This is a genomic window from Oribacterium sp. P6A1 (genome assembly GCF_000702885.1).
Lineage (GTDB): Bacteria > Bacillota > Clostridia > Lachnospirales > Lachnospiraceae > Oribacterium.
Map to the genome: position 1 here is coordinate 47,577 of NZ_JNKO01000012.1, position 21,593 is coordinate 69,169.

18 protein-coding genes are annotated in these 21,593 nt (G+C 42.8%); 3 read left to right on the forward strand and 15 right to left on the reverse strand.

All coding sequences use genetic code 11. The annotated features are described in order from the left end of the window. Window positions 1-208: 208 nt before the first annotated feature. Together T515_RS09675 and T515_RS16640 are read left to right on the forward strand one after the other, a co-directional pair. Window positions 209-2,314 carry a S41 family peptidase gene (locus T515_RS09675; RefSeq protein WP_036610362.1) on the forward strand — a complete coding sequence of 702 codons (2,106 nt, stop codon included), beginning with the start codon at window positions 209-211 and terminating at the stop codon, window positions 2,312-2,314. A gap of 25 nt (window positions 2,315-2,339) precedes the next feature. After that, complete coding sequence (locus T515_RS16640) at window positions 2,340-4,493, forward strand: clostripain-related cysteine peptidase (protein WP_051671612.1); 2,154 nt, start codon at window positions 2,340-2,342, stop codon at window positions 4,491-4,493. On the opposite strand, the gene cbiB is transcribed toward T515_RS16640, so the two are convergent. The 15 genes from cbiB to T515_RS09755 all read right to left on the reverse strand — a co-directional run bounded on the left by cbiB (window position 4,481) and on the right by T515_RS09755 (window position 19,793). After that, window positions 4,481-5,464, reverse strand: a complete 984-nt coding sequence (gene cbiB, locus T515_RS09685) for an adenosylcobinamide-phosphate synthase CbiB (protein WP_036610363.1) — start codon at window positions 5,462-5,464, stop codon at window positions 4,481-4,483. The genes T515_RS16640 and cbiB overlap by 13 nt on opposite strands. Before the next feature lie 4 nt (window positions 5,465-5,468). Then, window positions 5,469-6,116 (reverse strand): histidine phosphatase family protein, encoded by a 648-nt coding sequence (locus T515_RS09690; RefSeq protein WP_051671613.1) that lies wholly within the window; start codon window positions 6,114-6,116, stop codon window positions 5,469-5,471. Window positions 6,117-6,131: 15 nt separating this feature from the next. Beyond that, window positions 6,132-6,899 carry a sulfite exporter TauE/SafE family protein gene (locus tag T515_RS09695; RefSeq protein WP_036610366.1) on the reverse strand — a complete coding sequence of 256 codons (768 nt, stop codon included), beginning with the start codon at window positions 6,897-6,899 and terminating at the stop codon, window positions 6,132-6,134. Window positions 6,900-6,977: 78 nt separating this feature from the next. Then, window positions 6,978-7,388 carry a bifunctional adenosylcobinamide kinase/adenosylcobinamide-phosphate guanylyltransferase gene (locus tag T515_RS16645; protein ID WP_051671614.1) on the reverse strand — a complete coding sequence of 137 codons (411 nt, stop codon included), beginning with the start codon at window positions 7,386-7,388 and terminating at the stop codon, window positions 6,978-6,980. A 100-nt stretch (window positions 7,389-7,488) separates the two neighbouring features. Next, the gene (locus tag T515_RS09705; RefSeq protein ID WP_036610368.1) at window positions 7,489-8,235 is read right to left on the reverse strand and encodes a TraX family protein; all 747 of its coding nucleotides are present in this window, start codon (window positions 8,233-8,235) and stop codon (window positions 7,489-7,491) included. Window positions 8,236-8,350: 115 nt separating this feature from the next. After that, window positions 8,351-9,139, reverse strand: coding sequence for an adenosylcobinamide-GDP ribazoletransferase (locus tag T515_RS09710; protein ID WP_036610370.1), 789 nt, complete (start codon window positions 9,137-9,139; stop codon window positions 8,351-8,353). Between the two features lie 100 nt (window positions 9,140-9,239). Further along, window positions 9,240-9,908 (reverse strand): bifunctional adenosylcobinamide kinase/adenosylcobinamide-phosphate guanylyltransferase, encoded by a 669-nt coding sequence (locus T515_RS09715; RefSeq protein WP_036610372.1) that lies wholly within the window; start codon window positions 9,906-9,908, stop codon window positions 9,240-9,242. Window positions 9,909-10,099: 191 nt separating this feature from the next. Next, the gene (locus T515_RS16650; protein ID WP_051671615.1) at window positions 10,100-11,329 is read right to left on the reverse strand and encodes a metallophosphoesterase family protein; all 1,230 of its coding nucleotides are present in this window, start codon (window positions 11,327-11,329) and stop codon (window positions 10,100-10,102) included. Between the two features lie 14 nt (window positions 11,330-11,343). Then, window positions 11,344-14,070: a cobyrinate a,c-diamide synthase gene (locus T515_RS16655; protein ID WP_051671616.1), complete on the reverse strand. Its 2,727-nt coding sequence runs from the start codon at window positions 14,068-14,070 to the stop codon at window positions 11,344-11,346. 38 nt (window positions 14,071-14,108) lie between these two features. Continuing rightward, the gene (gene cbiT / locus T515_RS09730) at window positions 14,109-15,431 is read right to left on the reverse strand and encodes a precorrin-6Y C5,15-methyltransferase (decarboxylating) subunit CbiT (protein ID WP_036610375.1); all 1,323 of its coding nucleotides are present in this window, start codon (window positions 15,429-15,431) and stop codon (window positions 14,109-14,111) included. Between the two features lie 97 nt (window positions 15,432-15,528). Further along, a complete protein-coding gene (locus tag T515_RS09735; protein ID WP_036610378.1) occupies window positions 15,529-16,455 on the reverse strand; it encodes a precorrin-6A/cobalt-precorrin-6A reductase in 927 nt (308 codons plus the stop codon). Window positions 16,456-16,462: 7 nt separating this feature from the next. Further along, on the reverse strand, window positions 16,463-17,224 hold the full coding sequence (gene cobJ / locus T515_RS09740) for a precorrin-3B C(17)-methyltransferase (RefSeq protein WP_036610380.1): 762 nt from the start codon (window positions 17,222-17,224) through the stop codon (window positions 16,463-16,465). A gap of 429 nt (window positions 17,225-17,653) precedes the next feature. Further along, the gene (locus tag T515_RS09745; protein ID WP_036610382.1) at window positions 17,654-18,196 is read right to left on the reverse strand and encodes a hypothetical protein; all 543 of its coding nucleotides are present in this window, start codon (window positions 18,194-18,196) and stop codon (window positions 17,654-17,656) included. A gap of 15 nt (window positions 18,197-18,211) precedes the next feature. After that, complete coding sequence (locus tag T515_RS09750) at window positions 18,212-19,207, reverse strand: zinc ribbon domain-containing protein (protein ID WP_036610384.1); 996 nt, start codon at window positions 19,205-19,207, stop codon at window positions 18,212-18,214. Window positions 19,208-19,211: 4 nt separating this feature from the next. Further along, on the reverse strand, window positions 19,212-19,793 hold the full coding sequence (locus tag T515_RS09755; RefSeq protein WP_036610387.1) for a hypothetical protein: 582 nt from the start codon (window positions 19,791-19,793) through the stop codon (window positions 19,212-19,214). A 403-nt stretch (window positions 19,794-20,196) separates the two neighbouring features. Between T515_RS09755 and T515_RS09760 the strand changes: the two genes are divergently transcribed. Then, window positions 20,197-21,543 (forward strand): ABC transporter substrate-binding protein, encoded by a 1,347-nt coding sequence (locus tag T515_RS09760; protein ID WP_051671617.1) that lies wholly within the window; start codon window positions 20,197-20,199, stop codon window positions 21,541-21,543. Window positions 21,544-21,593: the final 50 nt, after the last annotated feature.

Sequence of the window (21,593 nt, forward strand, 5' to 3'; positions counted from 1 at the left end):
TGTAAAATTCTATAGATGAGATTTTTTTATGATAGACATAATTCTATGAATTATCGTCATATCCTAATGTGTGCATAATCTGTTCTGAATATTATAAAACAATTTGAAGTGGTCGAACTTTTTTTTATAGCATGCAGAAAAATCATAGGGATACTTTGACTTTTTCTGCTCTGCAGGTTGATGAAAAATAATCACAAGGAGGTCATGAATGAGGCGAACAAAACTCAATGGCATTTTAGCTTCGGTAATCACAGCAAGTATGATACTGACCGGCTGCAATGCTACTTCAACACCTGAGATCGGTTCAGGAGCAACCGATGAAAAGGCTGCAGTGGAAACCAAAGACGGAGAATCACTTGAAGATTCCCAAGGTGGAACCGCTACTAAAGAAACAAGTGAAACAGAAGCAGAAAAAGCTGTGGAATCAGGCTCTTCTGAAACTGAAAAAGCCGGAGAATCAAGAGAGACCGATTCTAAGACAACCGAAAAATCAGCTTCTGATTCTGAAAAAAACGGGTCTGAAAAAAACGACGCAAATAGTTTTTCTGAAGCTGATAATGAAAAGTTAAGTGAATGGCTTGAAAGTGAGCTGACCAGACTAAAAGAAGGCGGACCTCTGGAAAAGGCATTTGAGCCTGGAGATCTTAAGACAAAGGATGTACCTATTTATTTCAATTCTGCCGAGTCCAAAGAGAATATAAGTCTCGCCTTCTTTGATCCTGATGAGTCAGTGCCATACATCTCCCTCGAGGATGTTCCTATGGTGCTTGAGAATGCTTACCTTATACAGGCAAAGGACAAGGATTATAAGCTTACCTTCACCAGTGACGGCAGGACGGCAACATTGACAAGAGAAAGCGGAACCTGGATGAAGCTGGATTTCGATGAGAATACCATCACATTCCTGGATCATGACGATTTTCTGAAAGCTTCCAATATGGATTCACTGATGGATGTTGTATCTGAACGTGCATTGGCAAGTGAATCATCAAGAGACCTGTTTGAGCATACCGGTGATTCCTATGAACGTTACGGAGATGTTCTTATACTTGATCTTGATGCTTATGGAATTGATCTTGTAAGAGACAAGGATAAATACTATATGCCACTTGCCATAATCAATGATTTTATCCTTACCAGATTCTATATTCCGCTTGTTTATAATGGTAAGAGTGTAATTCTTTTTACTTATGGCGGACTTCAGAACAAGATTCTTTTCGAAAATGGCGGATCTCAGAACGAGGAAGGAAGTCTCACTGATATAGGTGAACTGTATTATGCAGGCGATACAGGAGAGATAAGTCCTTCCATGGCAGTGTTTAATTATAACGAACTGTGTATGATGCTGGATTATAATTATGGATTAAAAGAAACTCATGGAATCAGTTCTTTTGACCGTATATTCCTTCAGACAGGAACAAAACTGCAGTTGTTAAACCCTGATCCGAAGGTCATTGACAGTGCACTTGCTGAATTTATCAATAAGAATCTGGATGACGGACACAGCGGATTCATTCTGCCATCATATGAAAGCGGTGTAGATGCTGAAATCGAGAATAGTTACGGCAGCTCAATTGCGATAATGGTAGATGAAGTGCAACGCTTCGGTATTGCAAGGGCTGAAGCTTATCCTGATGGCTGTCCCGGATATGAGGAAGTTGGAAATACAGCCTATATCACTTTTGACGGATTCAAGCCTATTCCTGAAGATGCCGACTACTACAAGAATCCTCCTAAGGAAGCAGATCCCAATGATACAGTCGGTCTCATGCTGTATTCCTATGCGCAGATAACAAGAGACGGCAGTCCTGTAGAGAATGTTGTTCTTGATCTTTCAAACAACGGCGGCGGTGATTCCAATGCTGCAAGTTTTGTTCTGGGAACATTTTTAGGCACAGGAATGTACTCGATTCATAACACTATGACAGGGGCTATGATGACTGACTATGTTCATGTGGATCTGAATCTTGATCATAAGTTTGACGAAAAGGATTCTCTTCAGGGATATAAGCTTTACTGCCTTGAATCCTTCAATAGTTTCTCATGCGGAAATCTTGTTCCAAGTGTTTTCAAGAATTCTCACAAGGTTACTCTTCTCGGACAGACCTCCGGCGGTGGTTCATGTATGGTACTGCCCTGTATGTCAGCTACCGGAACAGTTTTCCAGGTTTCAGGTCCTCTTCGTATGGCGTTTACGAAGAACGGAAGCTTCTATGACATCGACCAGGGTGCCGAGCCTGATTTCTATATCGATGATGAGAAGAACTTCTACGACAGAAAGGCTCTTTCAGAGTATATAAATGGTCTTTTTTGATAACTCCAACAAGAAAGGAGCGTAAATGAAACGGCTTTCGAAAATCCTATGTCTCATATTTGCATTGTGCATCATAAGCAGTATAACGCTGTTTTTTGCCTATGCTTATAATGGAAATAAAGAAACAGCACAGACTGAAGAAACAAAGGCTGAAGCTGTAACATCGGAAAAATCAGAAGTAAGGAAAACAAGCACCAAGGAAAAAACGGCTTCTCCCAGCGAACCTGCCAAAGCACAGGCTGAGTGGGATGTAATGCTCTATCTCTGCGGAACTGATCTGGAATCTGAAGGTGAAATGGCCACCAACAACCTTGAGATGATCAAAAACACCATTCCCAACAGTTCGGTTAATGTTCTTATCCAGACAGGCGGCACAAAAGAATGGAAAGCAAAGGAACGCATAGGCCTAGACATTGCAACAGACAAATTACAGCGCTGGAGCTATGGTGAAGATGGTTTCGTACTTGAGGATGAGCTGGAAAATGCCTCCATGTCCAAGTACACCACATTATCAGACTTTATCAGCTGGAGTGCAGAGAACTTCCCTGCCAAGAAGCATCTTCTCATAATCTGGGATCATGGCGGAGGAAGCTCAGCAGGTCTCATAGTGGACGAATTACATGACCACTCAATCATGAGTCTTGAAGGGCTTGAAAGAGGCTTAAAGGATGCCGGCGTTCACTTTGATTTGTTCATGACAGATGCCTGCCTTATGGCATCACTTGAAACTGCGCAGGCAATTAAGCCTTATGCAGACTATTTTATTGCATCAGAAGAAGTACTTCCGGGATACGGCAGCAACTACGCAGAGTGGCTTCAGTCTCTATATGATGAACCTGAGTGCGACGCACCGCGTCTTGGTGCCAATATCTGTAATGCGACCCAGATCATGTACGCTGAGATGGCAGATGACGGCAGTCTGAAAGGTCTTACATTCTCTACCATAGATCTAAGTAAGATAGGTCCTGTAGTTGAAGCTTTTGAAGCATATATGAAGGAAGTCATTGAACTGATTCAGGATCCTGCTGCCTTCGGTCAATATCTTAATGCTGTAAGCAAAACAGACAGATATAGTGATCGTGATATGTGGGATCTGTATGACCTGGCGAGAAGAGGCAGAAATGGCGGCATATCGAAAGAAACCGTTCTGAAGCTTGAGAATGCTGTTGATGATGCTGTAATGACCTGTGTTCGCGGTTCCTACCACCCGTATTCTCACGGATTATCTGCATTCATCACCTACAACGGAAAGACAGAAAAGCTTGATCGTTTTGCCAGAACCTGCAAGAATCCATGGCAGATGGCTTTCCTTGATGCTGTAAGTCTGAAATGGGATGCTCCGGAATGGGCTTGTGAAGTTGCCGGAGAGATACCTCAGCTTAAGCCGGAACTTTATACAGTAAAATTTGAGACCGAAAATTCCGAAGATAACAGTCAGCATCTTATTCATATCTATTCCGGCATTGAAAGCGGCGGATCCATATGCTACGAAATCCAAAGCTTTGATGAAAATTTCCAGGAGTGGCATGCTCTCGGACAGAGTGAAGATCTGAAGTTCCTGGGTTATTCCGACAATACTCTTACATATACTGCGGATTTCACAGGAAAATGGCCTGCAATAGGTGACAAGTTCTTACATGTGATCACTAAGGATATTCAGGGGAATACTGTTCTTATGCAGGCATCTGTACGACTCCCTGAGTTCAATCCAAACAAGATAATGAAGCTCAGGATCCTGGCAGAGTATCCAGAAGGTCTCACAAACGATATCAATGATGAACCTGATACAGCAACCGAAGATGAACATATAGTGAGATATCAGTTGGCCGGAATTTGGGACGGTTACGATTCTTCAACCGGTCTCTCGGATAGAAATACTTTTTCCATGACCGATATTCTTGGAGCACAGATGGAAATATGCACTCCTGTATACAGTAATTTTTTGAAAAACATCGGTGATATGAGATACCAGGATCCGGTGGCGATAGACCTGAGTCTTGATGTTCAGGATACCGTGCTTCCGAAAGGTAAGTACAGAATGCGCTATTCTATCTCTGATATGCTGGACAGAACCTATACCACAGAATTTGTAAACTTCACATGGGACGGAAATAAAGCAGTGTTTGAAGCTCCTGTTGAAACCGAGGAAGAAACCGATTCAAAATTTTATCTCAGGTAAAGGAATTTAATGATAAGTATCCCGACTATATAGATCATAAACACCGAAAGATACATCACCCTGTTTGCGGTCTCTATGTCTTTTGGCTCAATCTCACGAAGCTTATCTCCTATTTCGGATTTCTTCACAAGCTTTCCGAAGTACCATGCGTCACCTAAAAGAGTCACACCCAAAGCTCCGGACATGACTGCCTCAGTCTGTCCGGAGTTTGGGCTTGTGGACTTCTTTGCATCTCTCATCCAGATTTTAAAGGCATTCTTCCAGTTAAGATTCAAAAATGCTGCCGCAATGACCATAAAAAGCGCTGTCACTCTAGCCGGAATAAAATTCAAAACATCATCAAGTCTTGCAGCGGCTGTTCCGAAATATCGATATTTTTCGTTTTTATATCCTATCATGGAATCCATGGTATTTACTGCTTTATAAAACCAGCCGCCGGCAACTCCGAAAACCATCATAAAAAGAAGGGGTGCCACAACACCGTCGGAGGCATTTTCAGCCACCGTCTCCACTGCGGCCTTTGCGATTCCCGATTCATTAAGACGCTTTGTGTCTCTTCCGACTATCATGGAAACCGCTTCTCTTGCGCCCTTTATATCCTTTCTCTGAAGCGCCCTGAACACCTTCATTGATTCAACCTTCAGCTGTTTCATGGCAAGCATCTGATAGGCAAGAAATGCACTTAGGGCCCATGATATGGTCTCACCGAACATTCGGCTGATATAAATGACCACAAGAGGTATCATTGTAAATACCAAAAGCATTATCACCACAAGTATCCCTCCGGCTATCCGCTTCTTTACCTTGTCTTCCTCTGCAGCTTCAGAAATGTTAAGCACTTTTCTGAGAAAACTATCCAGCCACTCTATCGCCCGTCCCATGGCCATAACCGGATGAAACCAGTTGTGGGGGTCTCCGAAAACCAGATCAAGTATCAGTGCCATGATAAGTATCATTATTCTTTCGTACATTTTGTCATCCTATCTTTTTTATGTTTATTATTTTCAAGTCGCCATGCTGATCAACTGTGATGTCCGTTTCATATCCCTGTCCGGGCTTCAGACTCCATTCGAAGTAGTCCCTGTGAGGCTCTGAGAATCTATCCAGAAGTGCCATGACAGTGCCGCCGTGTACCACAAAGATCAGTGTACTGCTTTTTCTTTTTGATAAAAGATAATCCGATACGATACTGTTAAATCCACGGACAACTCTCTCAATAAACTCTGCTTTTGATTCACCTCCGGGAAATGCCGTTTCACCGTTGCTGTCAATATATCTCTGATAAGCCTCTCTGTGATCCGGATCCGGATCTTCATTTATCTCATGATAAGTCTTGTACTCAAAAGCTCCAAAATCCATCTCCCGGAAATTATCGATTATTTCATACCGGCCTTGTGAAATCATCTCAGGAAATAGACATTCTGCAGTTTCCATGCACCGACCCATAGGACTGATATAGATTTTCGAATTTTGATTGCCTTCCCTACAGTTCCCAAAGTATTTTTCAACCGATGGCCGAAGTCGCTCTTTCTCGGATGGAAGAATCGATTCGTCAGTTGCCCCTACATATCTATGTTCCTGATTACCTTTTGTCATGCCATGCCTTATAAGAAACAGTTTCATCAGTATCTCCAGGGGTTATATTATATGTTCCGTCACTATTTTTACAGCAAGAAGGCCAAGGACCGCAATGATGGAAGGACGAACCACTTTGATTCCGTTCTTCATTACGAGGCCTGAACCAATGTAATTTCCCGCCATATTACAGAGCGCACATGGAAGCCCGACTGCAAAAAGTACCTGGCCGTGAAGGATAAATATCACAAGCGAGGTGATATTCGTTGTCAGATTAATAGCCTTTGTCTGACCGTTTGCAGTTTTCACTCCAAGCTTTGCAAAAACTGTAAATGCAATAATAAGAAATGTTCCTGTACCGGGACCGTAAACTCCATCATAAAAACCGATTATAAGCGCTGCAAGAACAGCTGTTACATAAGTCTTTTTGTCATGTACCACCTCAGTGCTTCCGTTATCCTTAAAGATCTTTCTGTTTAGAACTACAAATGCAGTCACCGGAAGGACAACAACAAGTATATAAACAAGCACTTTTTCAGGTATCACAAGGCTAAGCCTTGCTCCGACGGATGAACCTATTATGGCGGCGATTATGGAAGGAACAGCTATACCCCAGTTTATGAGCCCTTCCTTTATAAATCTAACCGTGGATACAGTGGTTCCGCAGGCACTGGACAGTTTGTTAGTGGCGATGGCTGTATGAACAGGCAATCCTGCAAGTAAATATGCCGGAAGTGAGATAAGTCCTCCGCCCCCTCCTATTGAGTCAACAAGCCCTGCAAGAAATAGCAGTGGACAGCATATAAGATATGTGAGTGCGGTTATAGTCATGATTCTGTTACCTCTCATTCATATAAGATTATCTCAGTGTATATCTTTTTCCAAAAAACTCAATATGAGGTAGTTATCTTATTTCAACCTCTGTGGAATTCCCGCTATCAACCTGTAAACTCTGTCCGCTTTCTTTGCAAAAAGACAGCTCACCCTTCCAACCGACTCACGCCATGCACGCTCATCCTTATTCATGGGCACAACTCCGGATCCAACCTCATTCATGATGATAACAAGCTCCTTTGTGATTCGTTCCGGATTACTGTTTCCAAAATATGCTCCGGAAACATCGTCTTCATTAGTTCCTGATTCTGTATCATCCCCTGCAATGCTTTCAAGCCACTTCTCTGCTTCGGATAAAGGCTCTTTACCTTCTTTCATTTCCCGACGAACCCGCTCTTCATAATGATCTATCACTTCTGCATCAGGAAATTCATTCCTGCAAAAATCATGCTTTCCCTGACATATTCCGCCTATAATAAGGATCATTTCTCCTCCATATTCCTTGAAAGTACAGGTTTCAGAACACAATTAAGAACACTATGTTCCAAAAACATGTATCACAGCACATAGCCCCCTTGAAGGAGAACTAACCGCCAATCATCACTCCGACATTTCCATGAAGTATTATTCTCAAAATGCCGCAGACAATAAGATGCGCAGGATAATAAATATAAAACAGATATTTCATATTCCTCATCTTCCCACGCTCACCATTATAGGATTTCAAAAGCGGAATAGTGAGACATACGAAAAGCTGGATCATACCGTAAACCGGATTGATAAAAACCGCATAAACTATGGCATAAACAAGAACCCACAGCATGACCATTGTCATTTGCTTTTTGAAGTTTCCACGGTTTGCTCCGATATATATAACTGCAAGTACCGCAATACTGCTCCAGTCTGCACAAAATGCAAGGATGGTCAAAAGCAGGATTATAAGTGTTTTCTGCCACTGCTTAAATCCCTCATGATCAGACACCCACAACCCGATCAATCCTAAAAATAAAGGCCATATCACACTGGTCTGATTGAAAACACCTGTCTGAAAAGGAATAAACGGAATTCCAAAGGCAAAGTTATAGGCAAAATGACCTACAACCGCAAAAATCAAAAGTCTCATTCCATATTTCTTAAGATCATGCGTATGATGATATCCCTCCGCAACCATAAACCAGAAAACAGGCGCCGCCAGTCTTCCGATTATATGAAGTAAAATAATCCACCAGTCCGTTGGATACCCCGGCCATATTACCGAAGTCAGATGATCGATGGTCATCGCAAATATTGCGATCATTTTAAGCTGATTACCGCTAAGTCCTTTTGTCCTCATAAATAATATCCCCTCATCTCCTGTTGTCACTGTTTTTTAGCCGTTATTTCAGCCATACAGATGTAGATCTAATCAATTCTGCACTTAATGCATCAGATCTTTCGTTGTTTCCGTTCTAAGGAAACACCTTCATTTCAAGTATTTTTGTTATCAGTATATTTGCCAATAAAATCAAAAACTCGCAGTTACAGAGAAAATATCCGCAAAGGTCTCCTGTTGTTCCTCCGAACTCAGGAACAATCCTGTACCTGTATCTCAAAAATGATACTGCTGCCGCCGCCAATGTCACTGCCGGATACACAAGCTCTATCTTCCCAAATATGAAAAACGAAAACATGCAGACCACCGTCAATATAAGCTCTGCTATAATAACATTTTTTACTTTCCTGTCAGCATTCTCCGAAAAGGTACTTACCATGCCATCCTTCTTAGCCTTTGGAAAGCACACTACACTAATCCCGCTTAACTCTCTTGAAATAACAAAACCAAAACACACAGAAAGCAGCGCCTCTATGTCCATCTCAGTTGCCAGTGAATATCCCCCAAGGATATACATTACCCCATAAATGACAGCGAAGGCTCCTATATGTGGATCCTTCAATATGGAAAGCTTCTTCTCCCTGTCGCCATAACTGTGAAGGGCATCTTCTGTATCAAAAAGACCATCCAGATGGATCCCGCCGGTTACCATAATGGGAACCAGCATCAGAAAAAATGCCGTAATCATGTTATAAGTTTGAAGCTTCAAGGCCACCCACCATACGAAAAGCTCTGCTATTGCAACAACTGCACCCACCATGGGAAAAAAGCACATGGCGTATTTCATGCTTTTTTCATTCCAGTCTGCCTTCGGCATGGGAAGTCTTGAATATGTGGAAAAAGCGATAATGAAGGAATCTATCATATAGTTATTCTCCCTTTAATGAACTGTTCCGAATATCAGAAAGGCTGATGCTCTATAGTGCAGGTTCCTCTGTTACCTGTCGCCAGACTCACGATCGATTTCACTTCACTGCCACCGGAATGCCAGCCACCACCTCATAAACCTTATCAGCATCCTTAGCTATCTCACGATTTATCATGGACAGCTCTCTCAGAAATCCCGAGGTTTCCTCCGGATACCGGATTCCGTCGCAGTACAGCTCATTGCTGACAACGATAAGGGCTTTAACACTGGCTGAAAGCTCTTTCAGAGGTGCCACGATTTCATGAGGATGACCATCAGTCTGATAACACTCATTGGCGTAAAGATTTGTCAGATCTTCGAGAAGAACCACCACATCCTTCACTCCGGCATACTCCTGATCCGAGCTGTCTCCACTCTCAAGTCCTTGCTCTGTATTGATGTCCTTCTTCACCCTGCCAGAGCACTGTTTCTGTGCTTCAGCTCTCAGATTCTGTTCTCGAAACGGTGAGCAGTCTGTTTCATCCGTATGAGCTTTTATTTCATCTAAAATCTTCGATATCTCAAAAGGCCTCTCTATAGTAACAAATCCCTTACCTGCCCGTAAACTTCTATGCCTTTCTATCCGCTTTTTGGTTTCCCCATCATCATAGGGATACATGGTGGCAATGTAAAACAGCTGTCCCGAATTATCCTTTAAAGACAGTGCCAGAGATTCCGCATATTCAGATTTTCCCGATCCGGCACCTCCCGTCACCAGAAAGTACATAGAGCCTCCCCCTGTTTTTTGATTTATACCCATAAACTAAATTAACTGCCCCCTGAATGAATTTTTAGCGGGCAGTTCCCGTTATATACTGTACCCATAACAGTAGACATGAAAGTTTTTAGGCACCCACAGTAATGGACACATTATGATTTCAGTCATTGGAAAAAGATTACAGTTGTGCGGATCGACAATTATAACATAAATTCCGTGTCATTTGAGAACCCATCATCATACACCGATTTAAGATACAGTCCCACAAAGGCTGATTTCTCTGTTATCTCCCTGTAAGCTTCATCATCCCATTCTATGGTGTCTCTCCTGCCGGAAAAGTAAGCAGCATTCACTTTAGAAAAAAACTCACATGCACTTTCACCCGGTTCTTTGATGCTTCTCTTAAGCATCCTGGTTGAAGTGTCTTTAAAAAATCCCTCAACTTCCTGAGAGTGTTCAAAAGCAAGCTCCTCGGTATGGTAGCTTTCAGAATCTTTCTTCAGTTCTATCACTCCAAACTGACATGGAGATACCATGAGAGAAGATGTTGCAATATCCTTTATTCCCTCTTCTTCCGCAACATGCTGTATATGCATGTGACCGCTTAAATTGTATCTGACACCGTATTCCTGATACAGCTTAAGCAGTCTTTCGTTCTGTCCCATTACGAAGCCATCCGTGAACATCGGGTTATGGGCTGTCAGATTCTGATGGCTTACGGCTATAACCTGCATGTTCTTCGCCTTTGCATCTTTAAGCTGCTCAGAAACCCATGCCAATGTCTCATCCGTGCATTTCCCTGGTGCACTATCTGTATTGACATCCACAAGAATAAGCCTTAATTCAGGGCTGACATCATATGTGTAGCTTAGGGAAGCACTGTCTCTTTCCTTTGCCTCCCGGTAGCCGAAATCACCATAAATCTGTGCAAATGCTTCGGCAGAAACATTGTCAACCAGGGTATAACCATCACCCTCGAAACATGCCGCAGTACGACTGTAGAGATCATGATTTCCCGGTATGACCAAAACTCTGACTCCTGTATCTTCGATTTTTTTAAGCTTTGCCGCCAGTCCTTCATGGCTTGCCTTTGCTCCGTTGAAGGTCAAATCTCCGGATATGATAAGGACATCCGGCTTCAGTTCATTCATCCTGTCCACAAAGGCATCTGTGATCTCTTCGCAGTACTGCATGGCTTTTCCGTCTGCATTCTCTATAAGTTCCGTAAAATACGCCCCGCCATCCGTAAGTTCCGGCGCTATATAATGAATATCCGACGCAACACATATGATAAGCTCTTTTGGAGGGGTTGCAGCTTCGGAACTATCTTCGGAAATCCCGGAGGCCGGCATATTTTTCCATATGAAAATGATCATCAGTATAGCCATAAAAAGCGGTATTAATATAATCCCTTTCTTCTTCATCTCCATAATCTCGACTCCCACTAATGCGAAAACCTGTGATACGCCTCTACCTCCATATCAGAAAAACTTCCCATCCGGTTAAAGGCTTCCACAGCTGATGATAATATGGGCATCAGGAGTACTGCGCCGGACCCCTCCCCAAGAGACATTTCCGCGTCGATTATGGCACGGAGCCCCATTTTTTCGAGAGCTTTCCTGGCAAGCTTTTCCTTTGATACATGGGATGCCAATGCATAGTTCCCGACTCTCTCATCCATCATATATGCGCTGAGTGCCGCTGCGGTGGAAATGATACCGTCAACCACTATAGGAACTTCATATCTGACGCCCCCAAGGAACATCCCGGCCATGACTGCTATCTCAAGACCTCCGATCCGGAACAGAACTTCCTTCGCAGTTTCTGCCTCACTCTCTTTTTGTCTCAGCTCTTTCCCAAGTCTCTCCAGCGCTTTTCTTACTACATCCTGCTTTCTCTTAAGTCCATCTTCACTGAGTCCCGCGCCGTAGCCTGCCGCCTCCTCAGCATTACTTCCCATGAAATATGCCAAAAGTGCTGCCGTGGGGGTGGTATTACCTATTCCCATCTCTCCTGTTGCGATGATGCGGTAACCATCCTCCTTAAGTTCCCGAACGATATCCATTCCAAGTTTTAATGCCTTTTCTCCAACTTCGTGACTCATGGCAGGTTCCACCGCGATGTTGCCGCTGCCATCCTGAAGGCGTCTGTCATTTACCGCATGTAAATATAATTTGCCTAAACCCTCATCTGATCTGTTTTCAAATCCCTCTGATTCTCTTTCTTCACTAACCTCTCCGTATCTCGGTCCAAGCATTCCCACATCAAGGGTATAGACAGAAACACCGTTTTTCTCAGCAAATATGGCAGTTGTAGTTGCCCCCTTTGCAAAGCTGTCCGCCACTTTTCTCGTGACGGAACTGTCTGTCTGAGTCACACCTTCCTTAACACAGCCATGATCTGCGCAAAGCACTACAAGAGCCTTTTTATCTATATCGGGAGTCAGGGTTCTTTGTATACCGCAGAGCTTGATAACCTCTTTTTCAAGAACACCGAGACTGTCTATAGGCTTCGCTATCCCATCCCACTTTTTCTGAGCTTCCCTCTCAAAATGATATCTCTCACAACATTTCATATAATTAAAGATTGCTTTCGGATTACTGTAATAGTAAAAATGCGGCCAGCCACAGGACATGGTCTCACTATAATAAATTCCTTCATATCCCTTTAATGTTTCACTCAATTCAGGCGTCTTATTAAAGTTCTCATAAGACATACTTGTATTTCCCGGAGAATTTTTCATGTCATCCTGAACAGACTTTCTCATCTTGAAAGTTGAGTTGATTTTATCATTTCCGGCTTTAGGCTTTCTAAGTACAAAACCATCCCCGTTATATTCACAATCATATCTGTGAAACTCATGACCTTTGAGAACCGTACCCGCATCACCAAATAAACCGGAAGCTTTTGTTTCAGCCGATACATAACCGAAACGAACCAGTCGTTCCCTCTTTTGAGCGTTTCCCGATAATATTCCACACATCTGATAGCTGTTTTCTGTTCCTGATTTGTTTCTGCTTAAATTATCGTAATGTCTGATACCATCCTCTGAATTTACCTTTCCAGAAGCAGGTTTATCATCCATGGTATTTTTTTCATTTCCATATCCAACGGCAGATATCGAGTTATTTAGATACATGTATCCGCCGCACTCGGCTATTACCGGAATCCCGTTTTTTATACTCGAAGCCAATGCTTCCCTCATGGAAACATTGGCGGAAAGCGTCTCTGCATAAAGCTCCGGATATCCGCCTCCTATGATGATTCCATCCAGGTCGTCCGGAAGAATCTCATCATGAAGCGGGCTGAATGACACTATCTCCGCTCCCATCTTCTCCAACAGCTCACGATTTTCCCGATAATAGAAATTGAAGGCTTCATCCTCGGCGATTCCTATTCTCACTTTATTTTTTAATTTATATGATATCTCCGGTCCGTTTTCAAATTCAGAAAGCTTTGATTCCATTGTCTTACCGGATTTAGTTGTCTCAGCAATTTCCAAAAGACCGTCAACCAGAACTGTCTTTTCAATCTGCTCGCCAACAGCCTCTATCCATGAATTGAAATCTTCCATATCTCCCGGTTCGATAAGCCCCAGGTGCCGTGACGGAACTGTAAGATTCTTCATTTCAGGCATATATCCCAGAACTTTGATTTCAGGACAATTATCTTCGATTACACCCTTTAACCTCTCATAAAACATAGGTGCAACTCTGTTAAGAATCACTCCACGAATTCCGGAATCACTTTTGGTAAAATCCAGCATTCCTCTGATAAGGGCCGCTATGGAAACACTTGCTCCCTTGCAATCCATCAAAAGTACTGTCGGGCTGTCGATGATATCCGCTATCTCCCAGGTGGAAGCTTCCGACGAAATTCCGCCTAACCCGTCATAGTACCCCATCACACCTTCGATGACAGAAACCTCCGCCTTTTCAGCTCTTTCCGCATAAAGCTTCTTCAGTATTTCCTTTGAAACGAAAAAGCTGTCAAGATTTGCAGAAGGTACTCCCAACACCTTTTTATGAAACATGGGATCTAAATAGTCCGGCCCGCATTTAAAGCTCTGTACCTTCAGCCCTCTTTTTTTCAGCACATGAATAAGACCACATGTCAATGTGGTCTTACCTGATCCGCTCTTATCTGCTGCGATAACTATACTATGTTTCATAAAATACTCCAATGGGAAAACCGGCCGTGAGTGTCACATCATCTCCTGGAAATTCTCGTAATGGTTATAGGATTCTCCGCATGATGCATGTGATAGCTTCCGCGCCGTTCAAGACCGGTTGCCTGAATCTCAACCATTTCAAAATTATAATCCGTAAGTCGTTTCTCTATCTCCAGAACCTCCGCAACTGACTCAAGAGTCACAGTGTTTATGACGATGACTACATCAGGGTTGATATTAACCGCCCAATCAACTATCTTTTGGAGATTGCCCTTGCTTCCGCCGATGAAAACACAGTCAGGTATGGGCAAAGGGCCATCGTTTGCAACATTCTTCCTCTCACCGGGCTTCTGCATATCCATTTCAGAAAAACATTCCGGTGCCTTACCGCGAACTATACGTATATTGTCAACCTTAAACTGATACCTGTTTCTTTCGATGGTGTCGATGGCATCCTGATTTATCTCAACTGCAATCACCTTGCCCTCAGGACTTGCAAGACCAGCCTCTACCGCCATACTGCCGCTTCCAGAGCCGATATCGTAAATGATACTGTTATCGCGGATTGCCAGACGACAAAGACTCAGGGCTCTAACATCTCTCTTTGTGATAGGAACTCCGCCTGTTCTCTCAAAGTGCTCATCACCTATGCCGTAAGACCTGATAGGTGTAATTGCATCATCATTTTCAAAAAGGGCAATTGCGAGACGGTCGAACATCTTGCCCCTCATTTCCCTTGTCTTTCCTACAGAGAATTTCTCGTCCTTATAACTCAGTCTTTCACCAACTATTATCTTCACAGAACTGAGTCCGAACTGAATGAGCTCCTCGGAAATATTTGAAACTGTACCCTCACTTCCGAGAAGGGCACAAACGAATTTATTCTCACGAATAAGCGGAATCATATCCTTGTGACGTCCGTGAAGACTCACAAGCTTAACATCCGCCATACTTATGGACCGCTTGCTGAGGAAATACTGGATGCTGGACACTCCCGCATAGTTCCTTATCTCTAAGCTGTCAGATTTTTCCTCATCCTCTGAGTCATCACCACCGTCAGGTCTCATATTTCGTTCCAATGCTTTTTTAAGGGGTATGGCACCACTATATACGCTGGTATCTCCGGTAAATACCGCAGAGACCACCTTCTTCTCCGGATGAGCCTTGATATACGAAACCATATCATCTGTTTTCACAGCCTCGCATATTTCGATATCAAGCTCCGGAACCGCATCCTGAGCAGTCTTAAGCGCTCTTGCTGCTCCCATCAGAACATCCGACTGCTTTATGGCCTTAATTGCCTCCATTGTTACCATATCCGGACTTCCCGGACCAACACCAATCAGATTTATGATTCTCATTATGTACCTCCTAAGAAAACATCTGAATTAAATTTCAGTCATCACCTATCATAGACTTTGCAACTACAACATTCTCATCTTTTTCATTAAGTATTTTTTAGTATCTTGCAGACAACTCATCCAATACATCTTTAAGACTCATAACTATATATCTTTCTTCTTCCTGAATATTCAATGATAAGGGTCTGCCGATGACAAGAACCTTAACCCCCAGCTCTATGGCTGCCTCACATTTTTCGGGAAATCCTCCGATTTCTCCGGAATCCTTTGTGACCATGTATCCTGCAGAGGCATATCTTAGTTGAGCCATATTCATATCCACTCCGAAGGGTCCCTGCATCAAAATCAATCTGTCCCTTCTGAATCCAAGCTCCATGCACTTCTCAAGAACTTCCGTCGCAGGAAGTGCTCTCACGTAACAGTACTCCTGAAAATCAGGTATTACTGTATATTCCTGAATTTCTTTGGACCCTGTGGTTATGAGTATATGTTTTCTCTCTTCCGGATTTTTTTCGAAAGTTGAGTTGAGCCATCCTACGGCGTTTTGAACATTATCGAAATAAATAAAGTCAGAGCTATCTGAATCGGAATCTGCTTGCGGTCGATTTATTCTTATACATCTCACTCCGGATGCCTTGCAGGCCTTAAATATGTTTTCTGTAACAACAGCTGCATATGGGTGAGTCGCATCAATAACTAAAGCCTCCTCCATTCTATCTCCTGACAACTCAAAAGTTACAGCTTGTTCATCACTTTCAGATGATACTTTTTGATTAACCGAACTCCTGCAATTATCATTTGCAGTTATAAAGCATTTTGCCATCTCATCAGCATCCAGCCTTCCAACACGAACAGCTATGTGTGTCTCCTTAGGAAGAAGATCTGCTCCATAATCTGTTGCCACAAAGACCTCGGTCTCAAGAAAATCCTCTCTTCCTTCAGCATCCCTCTTTCTGTTCTCGTCAGCTATGTACTCCGCCAGTTTTCTTCCTTCTGTAGTTCCTCCAAATAAAAAAATACGCATTTATCTCCTACTTAACACCATAACCTCTCGGTGTCACCATTCTGGGACCATCCGGTGTTTCAACCATTTTAGTTTCCGAATTACCAACAAAAATCGTGGTCAGCATATCAATCTCCGAATCATCAGCCATAGCCTTTAGTTGATGCAAAAGGAAAATCCGGCTGCTGCAGCCATCTCTTCCTATATTTCTCACATAACCGCAGACTATGTCGGAAGGAAGATTCTCCTCCAGTATCCCGCAGGCTCTTTTAAATTTATCAACTCTTTTATGACTCACAGGATTGTAAAGAACTATTACGAAATCCCCGGAAGCTGCCGCGCGAAGTCTCTTCTCGATGATATCCCATGGCGTCAGAAGATCAGACAGACTGATTACGCAGAAATCATGACCTACAGGAGCTCCAAGTACCGCACCTCCGCTTAAAACCGCGGATAATCCGGGAACAGTTTTTACCTGTACTCCGAAATTTGTTTCCTTCTCCGAAAGCTCATACAGTAACCCTGCCATGCCGTAAATCTCGGCGTCACCTGATGAGATAACGGCAACATTTTTTCCTGCCACCGCAAGTTCCATTGCTTTTTTACATCGTTCCTCTTCCTCACGCATGCCGGAAACCAGGTACTCCTTCTCCGGATACTGTTTTCTGATTATATCCACGTAAGTTTTATAACCGACTATCACATCGGCACCGGACAGCACTTCTCTTGCTTCCAATGTCTCGTACTTCACATCTCCCGGCCCGAAGCCAACAGCATAAACCGTTCCCATTTCCGCCTCCGTAACTATAATGCTTTATCCTTTAATTTTAACGTATAAAGAAAAGGACTGCAAACCACCCTATGATGATTTACAGTCCTAAAATCCGAAAGAAAGCTTTCCTCTGCAGTTTTATATCCCTTATGCTTATTCTTAAGAATCATTACGGCAATCGATGATATGCGGTGTAGTAACAAAGTTGAAATAGTCTTCTACACGCATCTCATACCATCCGCCAAGTTCTTCGGCTCTTTCACTTATACTTGTCATATCTTCCACCGATCCATATGCTCCGGAAATGAATATCCCAACTCCGTTATACTCTTCGGGATATGTGATATAGAATGTTTCAGTCCTTCCGTCATCTTCCCCTTCAGCTTCATAGTACCAGGATATTTCATATTCATCCTTTCCATCTTTTATAGTAAACTTATGGATATCCTATTTCGATTTAGTCCCAACATATGTCTTCAGCACATAATCTCCATCAGGGTCAAAATCCTCGAAAAACCTGCCTGAATACATATCAATCGGAGCCCACTTCAGCATTACGAATTCATCATCTCCTAAAGATGAATACTTGTAATTATTTTTAGCCTCTATGATCGTCTTCATATACCCGTCTTCACAATCCTTTGTGGTAGTTGTAAAAGACACATCAGCATATGATTTTACAGAACGCAGGATATTTCCTTCGCTGTCTTTTATTATAGGATTCAATTTAAATCTGCCCGGAGCTTCAAGTTCTAATTCCGTATACTCATACCAATAACCTGAATTCTTATTTTTGCTCTGCTTTACATTTGAATTCTGCTTTGCAAGGCATACCGGATTATCGATGGCTCCCTCGGTTATGACAGATCCTACTCCTTGAGTTGTGTTATTCATGTCGAGCCTAAGAGACATCCCTGACACACCTAAACCCGTAACTCCTATTAGCAGCAGTATTGAAAGTACTGCAGACTTTACACGTAACTTACTCATCGTTCAACAACCTCCTCATCTTTTTATCTTCGCATTCGGACAATGGGAAGCAATATAGTTAAAAACAAATTCGTACTGATGAGGATAGGCATAAATCTGGTTATGCTGCAAAAGATTATTTACCTTTATGAGATCGTGTCTCCTTGAGGCGATGACTTTTCTCACGTCTTTATATGCCGATTCCATCTCATCTCTCGCCCCCATGGAAAGACCAACTGATGATGGGTTGTCCGTCAGTAGTCCCATTACAAAAAGCAGGGATCTCATTTTCCTGCTTTGATCCTTTTCAGCTGGAGTCTGAAGATGCTGCACTGAGTTTTCATCCATGGAATGGACAACTGTATAACGTCCTCCTTTTATTGCAACAAGTATGTAATAAGCTATGACCCCCATTACAATCATGAGCCCACCTATCCCGAATGTTACTATCAGTAAAAACCTTATAGCATCCTCAAAATCACCATCCTCTATGAGCACCATAAGAGCCAGCATCAGTCCTACACCGAAACAAACTCCAAAAAAGATTTTGATGATAAGAAACAGTACCACAGGATTCTTTATCATGTTAAGTTCATACTGCCAGTGAAAAGCACCTTTACTGTCACGGAATATACCTTCGGGAAGTGAAGGATCCTGGACCAGCATAGGCTCATCGGCTGATGCGGCAAAACTACCCGAGTACTGGTTTCTCATTGATGGACTTCCGGAAGGCACGCCTGTGTACTTCACTTGAGCCGCACCAAATGCCCCTATATTTCCGATTGGCTGCTGGTTGGCAGTGTACTGCTCCTGAGGACCTCCTGATGTGCCGCTATAAACGCCTCCACTTCCGGATGATTGCTGACCGGCATTGTACGAACCTTGGGCTGCCCCAAAGTTGTTTCCGACATTTTGAAAATTTGCGTTTGACGAAGCTTCCGGTGCACCCGGCTGCATCTTTACCCGGGCGCCGCAGTTAGGACAAAAACTTACATTTTCAGATATTTTACTACCGCAATTTGTACAGAACATATCTTCAAGGCCTCATAAGAGCAACATACCCTGTTTCACCAGACGGAACAACCATGGTACCTGTTGCATACTGAACATCATTGAGCTCATAAAACTCATCAATAGTTATATTACCGCCGCCTGTTACATAGATTCCTGCTCCCCATTCATAACCAGTGAAAAAGCTGTCATCCATGTACTGATCATCATAGTCCTGCCCGCCGATCCGTGAATAATACGGATCCCATGTTAAAACTACCTGCTGCGATGTGAAAGCGATATTAATATTTACCAGCTCCTCAACAGTTGTAGTATCTCCAAACTGAGGCGGGAATAACACATATCCCTTCCAGCTTCCCTGATATTCCGAAGAATCAAGCCAACGGACTCCTGAAGGAGCCCCATTTTGCAAAACCCCGTTATACCACCAGCTGAACTCGCTCTTTGTTGGTCTTTCGGTATATGAGAGGTTGCTGTAGGTTCCTGCCGCAAAGGCCATACTGCTGCCGATAATGCTTACACTTGCGATAATTACAGCAAAAAGCATGGCTTTGAAACGTCGTGTAATCCGGTTAAAATCTTCGCTCTTCACACTTCTTTTAAGCATCTTAAAATCTCCTTTCCCTGGAATAAAGCCTTTCTGTAACGTGCATAAAATAATCCTAATCTTTACTTCGGCGAAAAAACTATTCCTAATAAGAGGATAAATGTAGCAGCCTGCCAAACGATTCCCCGTTTGGAAAATCGTGCTTCTTGTAATAACTTAATATGCTTTATCCCACTGTTGAGGATTGGGAATGGATTTTGCGTTCAAAAAAGGTGATTAATTATTTCCTTGATTCTATGGCAACAACCGGTTTTACAAGTGAATTCTGTGCCGATATACATATCGAGATACTTTTTTATAAAGTAATTCCGTTTAATGTTAGGTAAAGGGAGCCGATTAGATTTGCATCTGTGTGACAGATATAAACGGCGAAAAACATAGGTTTATAGAGGAGGATACGATTATGAGAAAACTCATGGCAGGCATTATAGCTGCATCCATGATTGCCACTATGTTTACGAGCTATGGTTACAGTTCAGATAAAAACATTATACCTATCGAGCCAATCCTTATGAAAAAGTCAGCATTGGAATCAATGTTACCAAAAGATGCAAAAAAGAATACTGATACCGTTACGGAACTCGATGTCATCATATGCGAATACGGAGAAAATACAAAAGACTGGTTCCTGGGCTCCGGTATGAAAGGTTCAAACTTTGTGACGAAATTTGAAGAAGAAAATCCAAATATCAAATTGAACCTTGAGGTTGTTCCCTGGAGTGATGTTTATGACGAAGCAGACAAGCGAATCAGGAACGGCAATGCCCCGGATATACTGAATATTGATACTTATAATGAATATGCCGAGGAGGGACTGCTTCTTCCGGTTAAGGATTATTGCCCGACGAAACTCTATAATGATTTCTTCAGTCCATTCCTTGATCAGTCTTCTATTGACGGTACAGTATGGGCGCTTCCTGACCTTGCGTCCTCCCGTGCGCTTTACTGTAATGCTGATATCTTTAAGGAAGTGGGGATAGACTTTCCAACCACATGGACAGAACTTGAAGATGCATGCAAAGAAATTAAGAAATACTATAGCGGAAAGATTTATCCCTGGGGTATCGATATGACAACTGACGAAGGGCAGGCGGCATTCTCTTACTATACCTGGGGTAATGGCGGCGGTTTTGTTGATAACAAGGGAAATTGGGAGATTAATTCTTCTGAAAATGTTGAAGCTCTTGAGTTTGCTTTGGGATTAGTAGAAAAAGGCTACACAAATCCTAAGCCTGCCACGCAGACCCGATATGATCTTCAGGATATGTTCTCAGAAGGGAAGCTTGCTATGGTCATCGGCCCCAATCAGCTTCCGGCTTATGTAGAAAAAAAGGGCGGAAACATTAACATGGTTCCTGTTGCTATTCCCGCTGCTAAAGGTAAGACCTCATCATCCATCGGTGTTATGGACAGGATTCTCGTATTTAAAAATGACGGAGCCTCCGATCAGGATGCAAGAAATGAAGCAATAGGTCAGTTTATGACGTTCTTCTTTGAACCAGAGAACTATACTGCCTGGGTGGAAATGGAGGGTTTCCTTCCGGTTGTGAAATCCGGTGTAAAATATATGGCAAAATATGATACTTCCTTCGGCGCATGGCTTGATATCCTCGATAACTGCAAGTTCTATCCTACAGAAAAAACCGAGTGGGCACAGGTCAAAAAGGACATCATCGCCGCTGAACAGAATGCTCTAGCCGGAAATGATGTAAAGAAAGAATTGGATAAGGTACAGAAGAAGCTGGATTAAATGAGCCAATCAGATCTTCATCTGTGTGTCAGAAATAAACAGCTAAAAAA

Bases quoted from the DNA above. Each gene is read 5' to 3' on its own strand.
- T515_RS09675 (WP_036610362.1), top strand. From the start codon at position 209: ATGAGGCGAACAAAACTCAATGGCATTTTAGCTTCGGTAATCACAGCA.
- T515_RS16640 (WP_051671612.1), top strand. From the start codon at position 2,340: ATGAAACGGCTTTCGAAAATCCTATGTCTCATATTTGCATTGTGCATC.
- cbiB (WP_036610363.1), bottom strand. From the start codon at position 5,464: ATGTACGAAAGAATAATGATACTTATCATGGCACTGATACTTGATCTG.
- T515_RS09690 (WP_051671613.1), bottom strand. From the start codon at position 6,116: ATGAAACTGTTTCTTATAAGGCATGGCATGACAAAAGGTAATCAGGAA.
- T515_RS09695 (WP_036610366.1), bottom strand. From the start codon at position 6,899: ATGACTATAACCGCACTCACATATCTTATATGCTGTCCACTGCTATTT.
- T515_RS16645 (WP_051671614.1), bottom strand. From the start codon at position 7,388: ATGATCCTTATTATAGGCGGAATATGTCAGGGAAAGCATGATTTTTGC.
- T515_RS09705 (WP_036610368.1), bottom strand. From the start codon at position 8,235: ATGAGGACAAAAGGACTTAGCGGTAATCAGCTTAAAATGATCGCAATA.
- T515_RS09710 (WP_036610370.1), bottom strand. From the start codon at position 9,139: ATGATAGATTCCTTCATTATCGCTTTTTCCACATATTCAAGACTTCCC.
- T515_RS09715 (WP_036610372.1), bottom strand. From the start codon at position 9,908: ATGTACTTTCTGGTGACGGGAGGTGCCGGATCGGGAAAATCTGAATAT.
- T515_RS16650 (WP_051671615.1), bottom strand. From the start codon at position 11,329: ATGGAGATGAAGAAGAAAGGGATTATATTAATACCGCTTTTTATGGCT.
- T515_RS16655 (WP_051671616.1), bottom strand. From the start codon at position 14,070: ATGAAACATAGTATAGTTATCGCAGCAGATAAGAGCGGATCAGGTAAG.
- cbiT (WP_036610375.1), bottom strand. From the start codon at position 15,431: ATGAGAATCATAAATCTGATTGGTGTTGGTCCGGGAAGTCCGGATATG.
- T515_RS09735 (WP_036610378.1), bottom strand. From the start codon at position 16,455: ATGCGTATTTTTTTATTTGGAGGAACTACAGAAGGAAGAAAACTGGCG.
- cobJ (WP_036610380.1), bottom strand. From the start codon at position 17,224: ATGGGAACGGTTTATGCTGTTGGCTTCGGGCCGGGAGATGTGAAGTAC.
- T515_RS09745 (WP_036610382.1), bottom strand. From the start codon at position 18,196: ATGAGTAAGTTACGTGTAAAGTCTGCAGTACTTTCAATACTGCTGCTA.
- T515_RS09750 (WP_036610384.1), bottom strand. From the start codon at position 19,207: ATGTTCTGTACAAATTGCGGTAGTAAAATATCTGAAAATGTAAGTTTT.
- T515_RS09755 (WP_036610387.1), bottom strand. From the start codon at position 19,793: ATGCTTAAAAGAAGTGTGAAGAGCGAAGATTTTAACCGGATTACACGA.
- T515_RS09760 (WP_051671617.1), top strand. From the start codon at position 20,197: ATGAGAAAACTCATGGCAGGCATTATAGCTGCATCCATGATTGCCACT.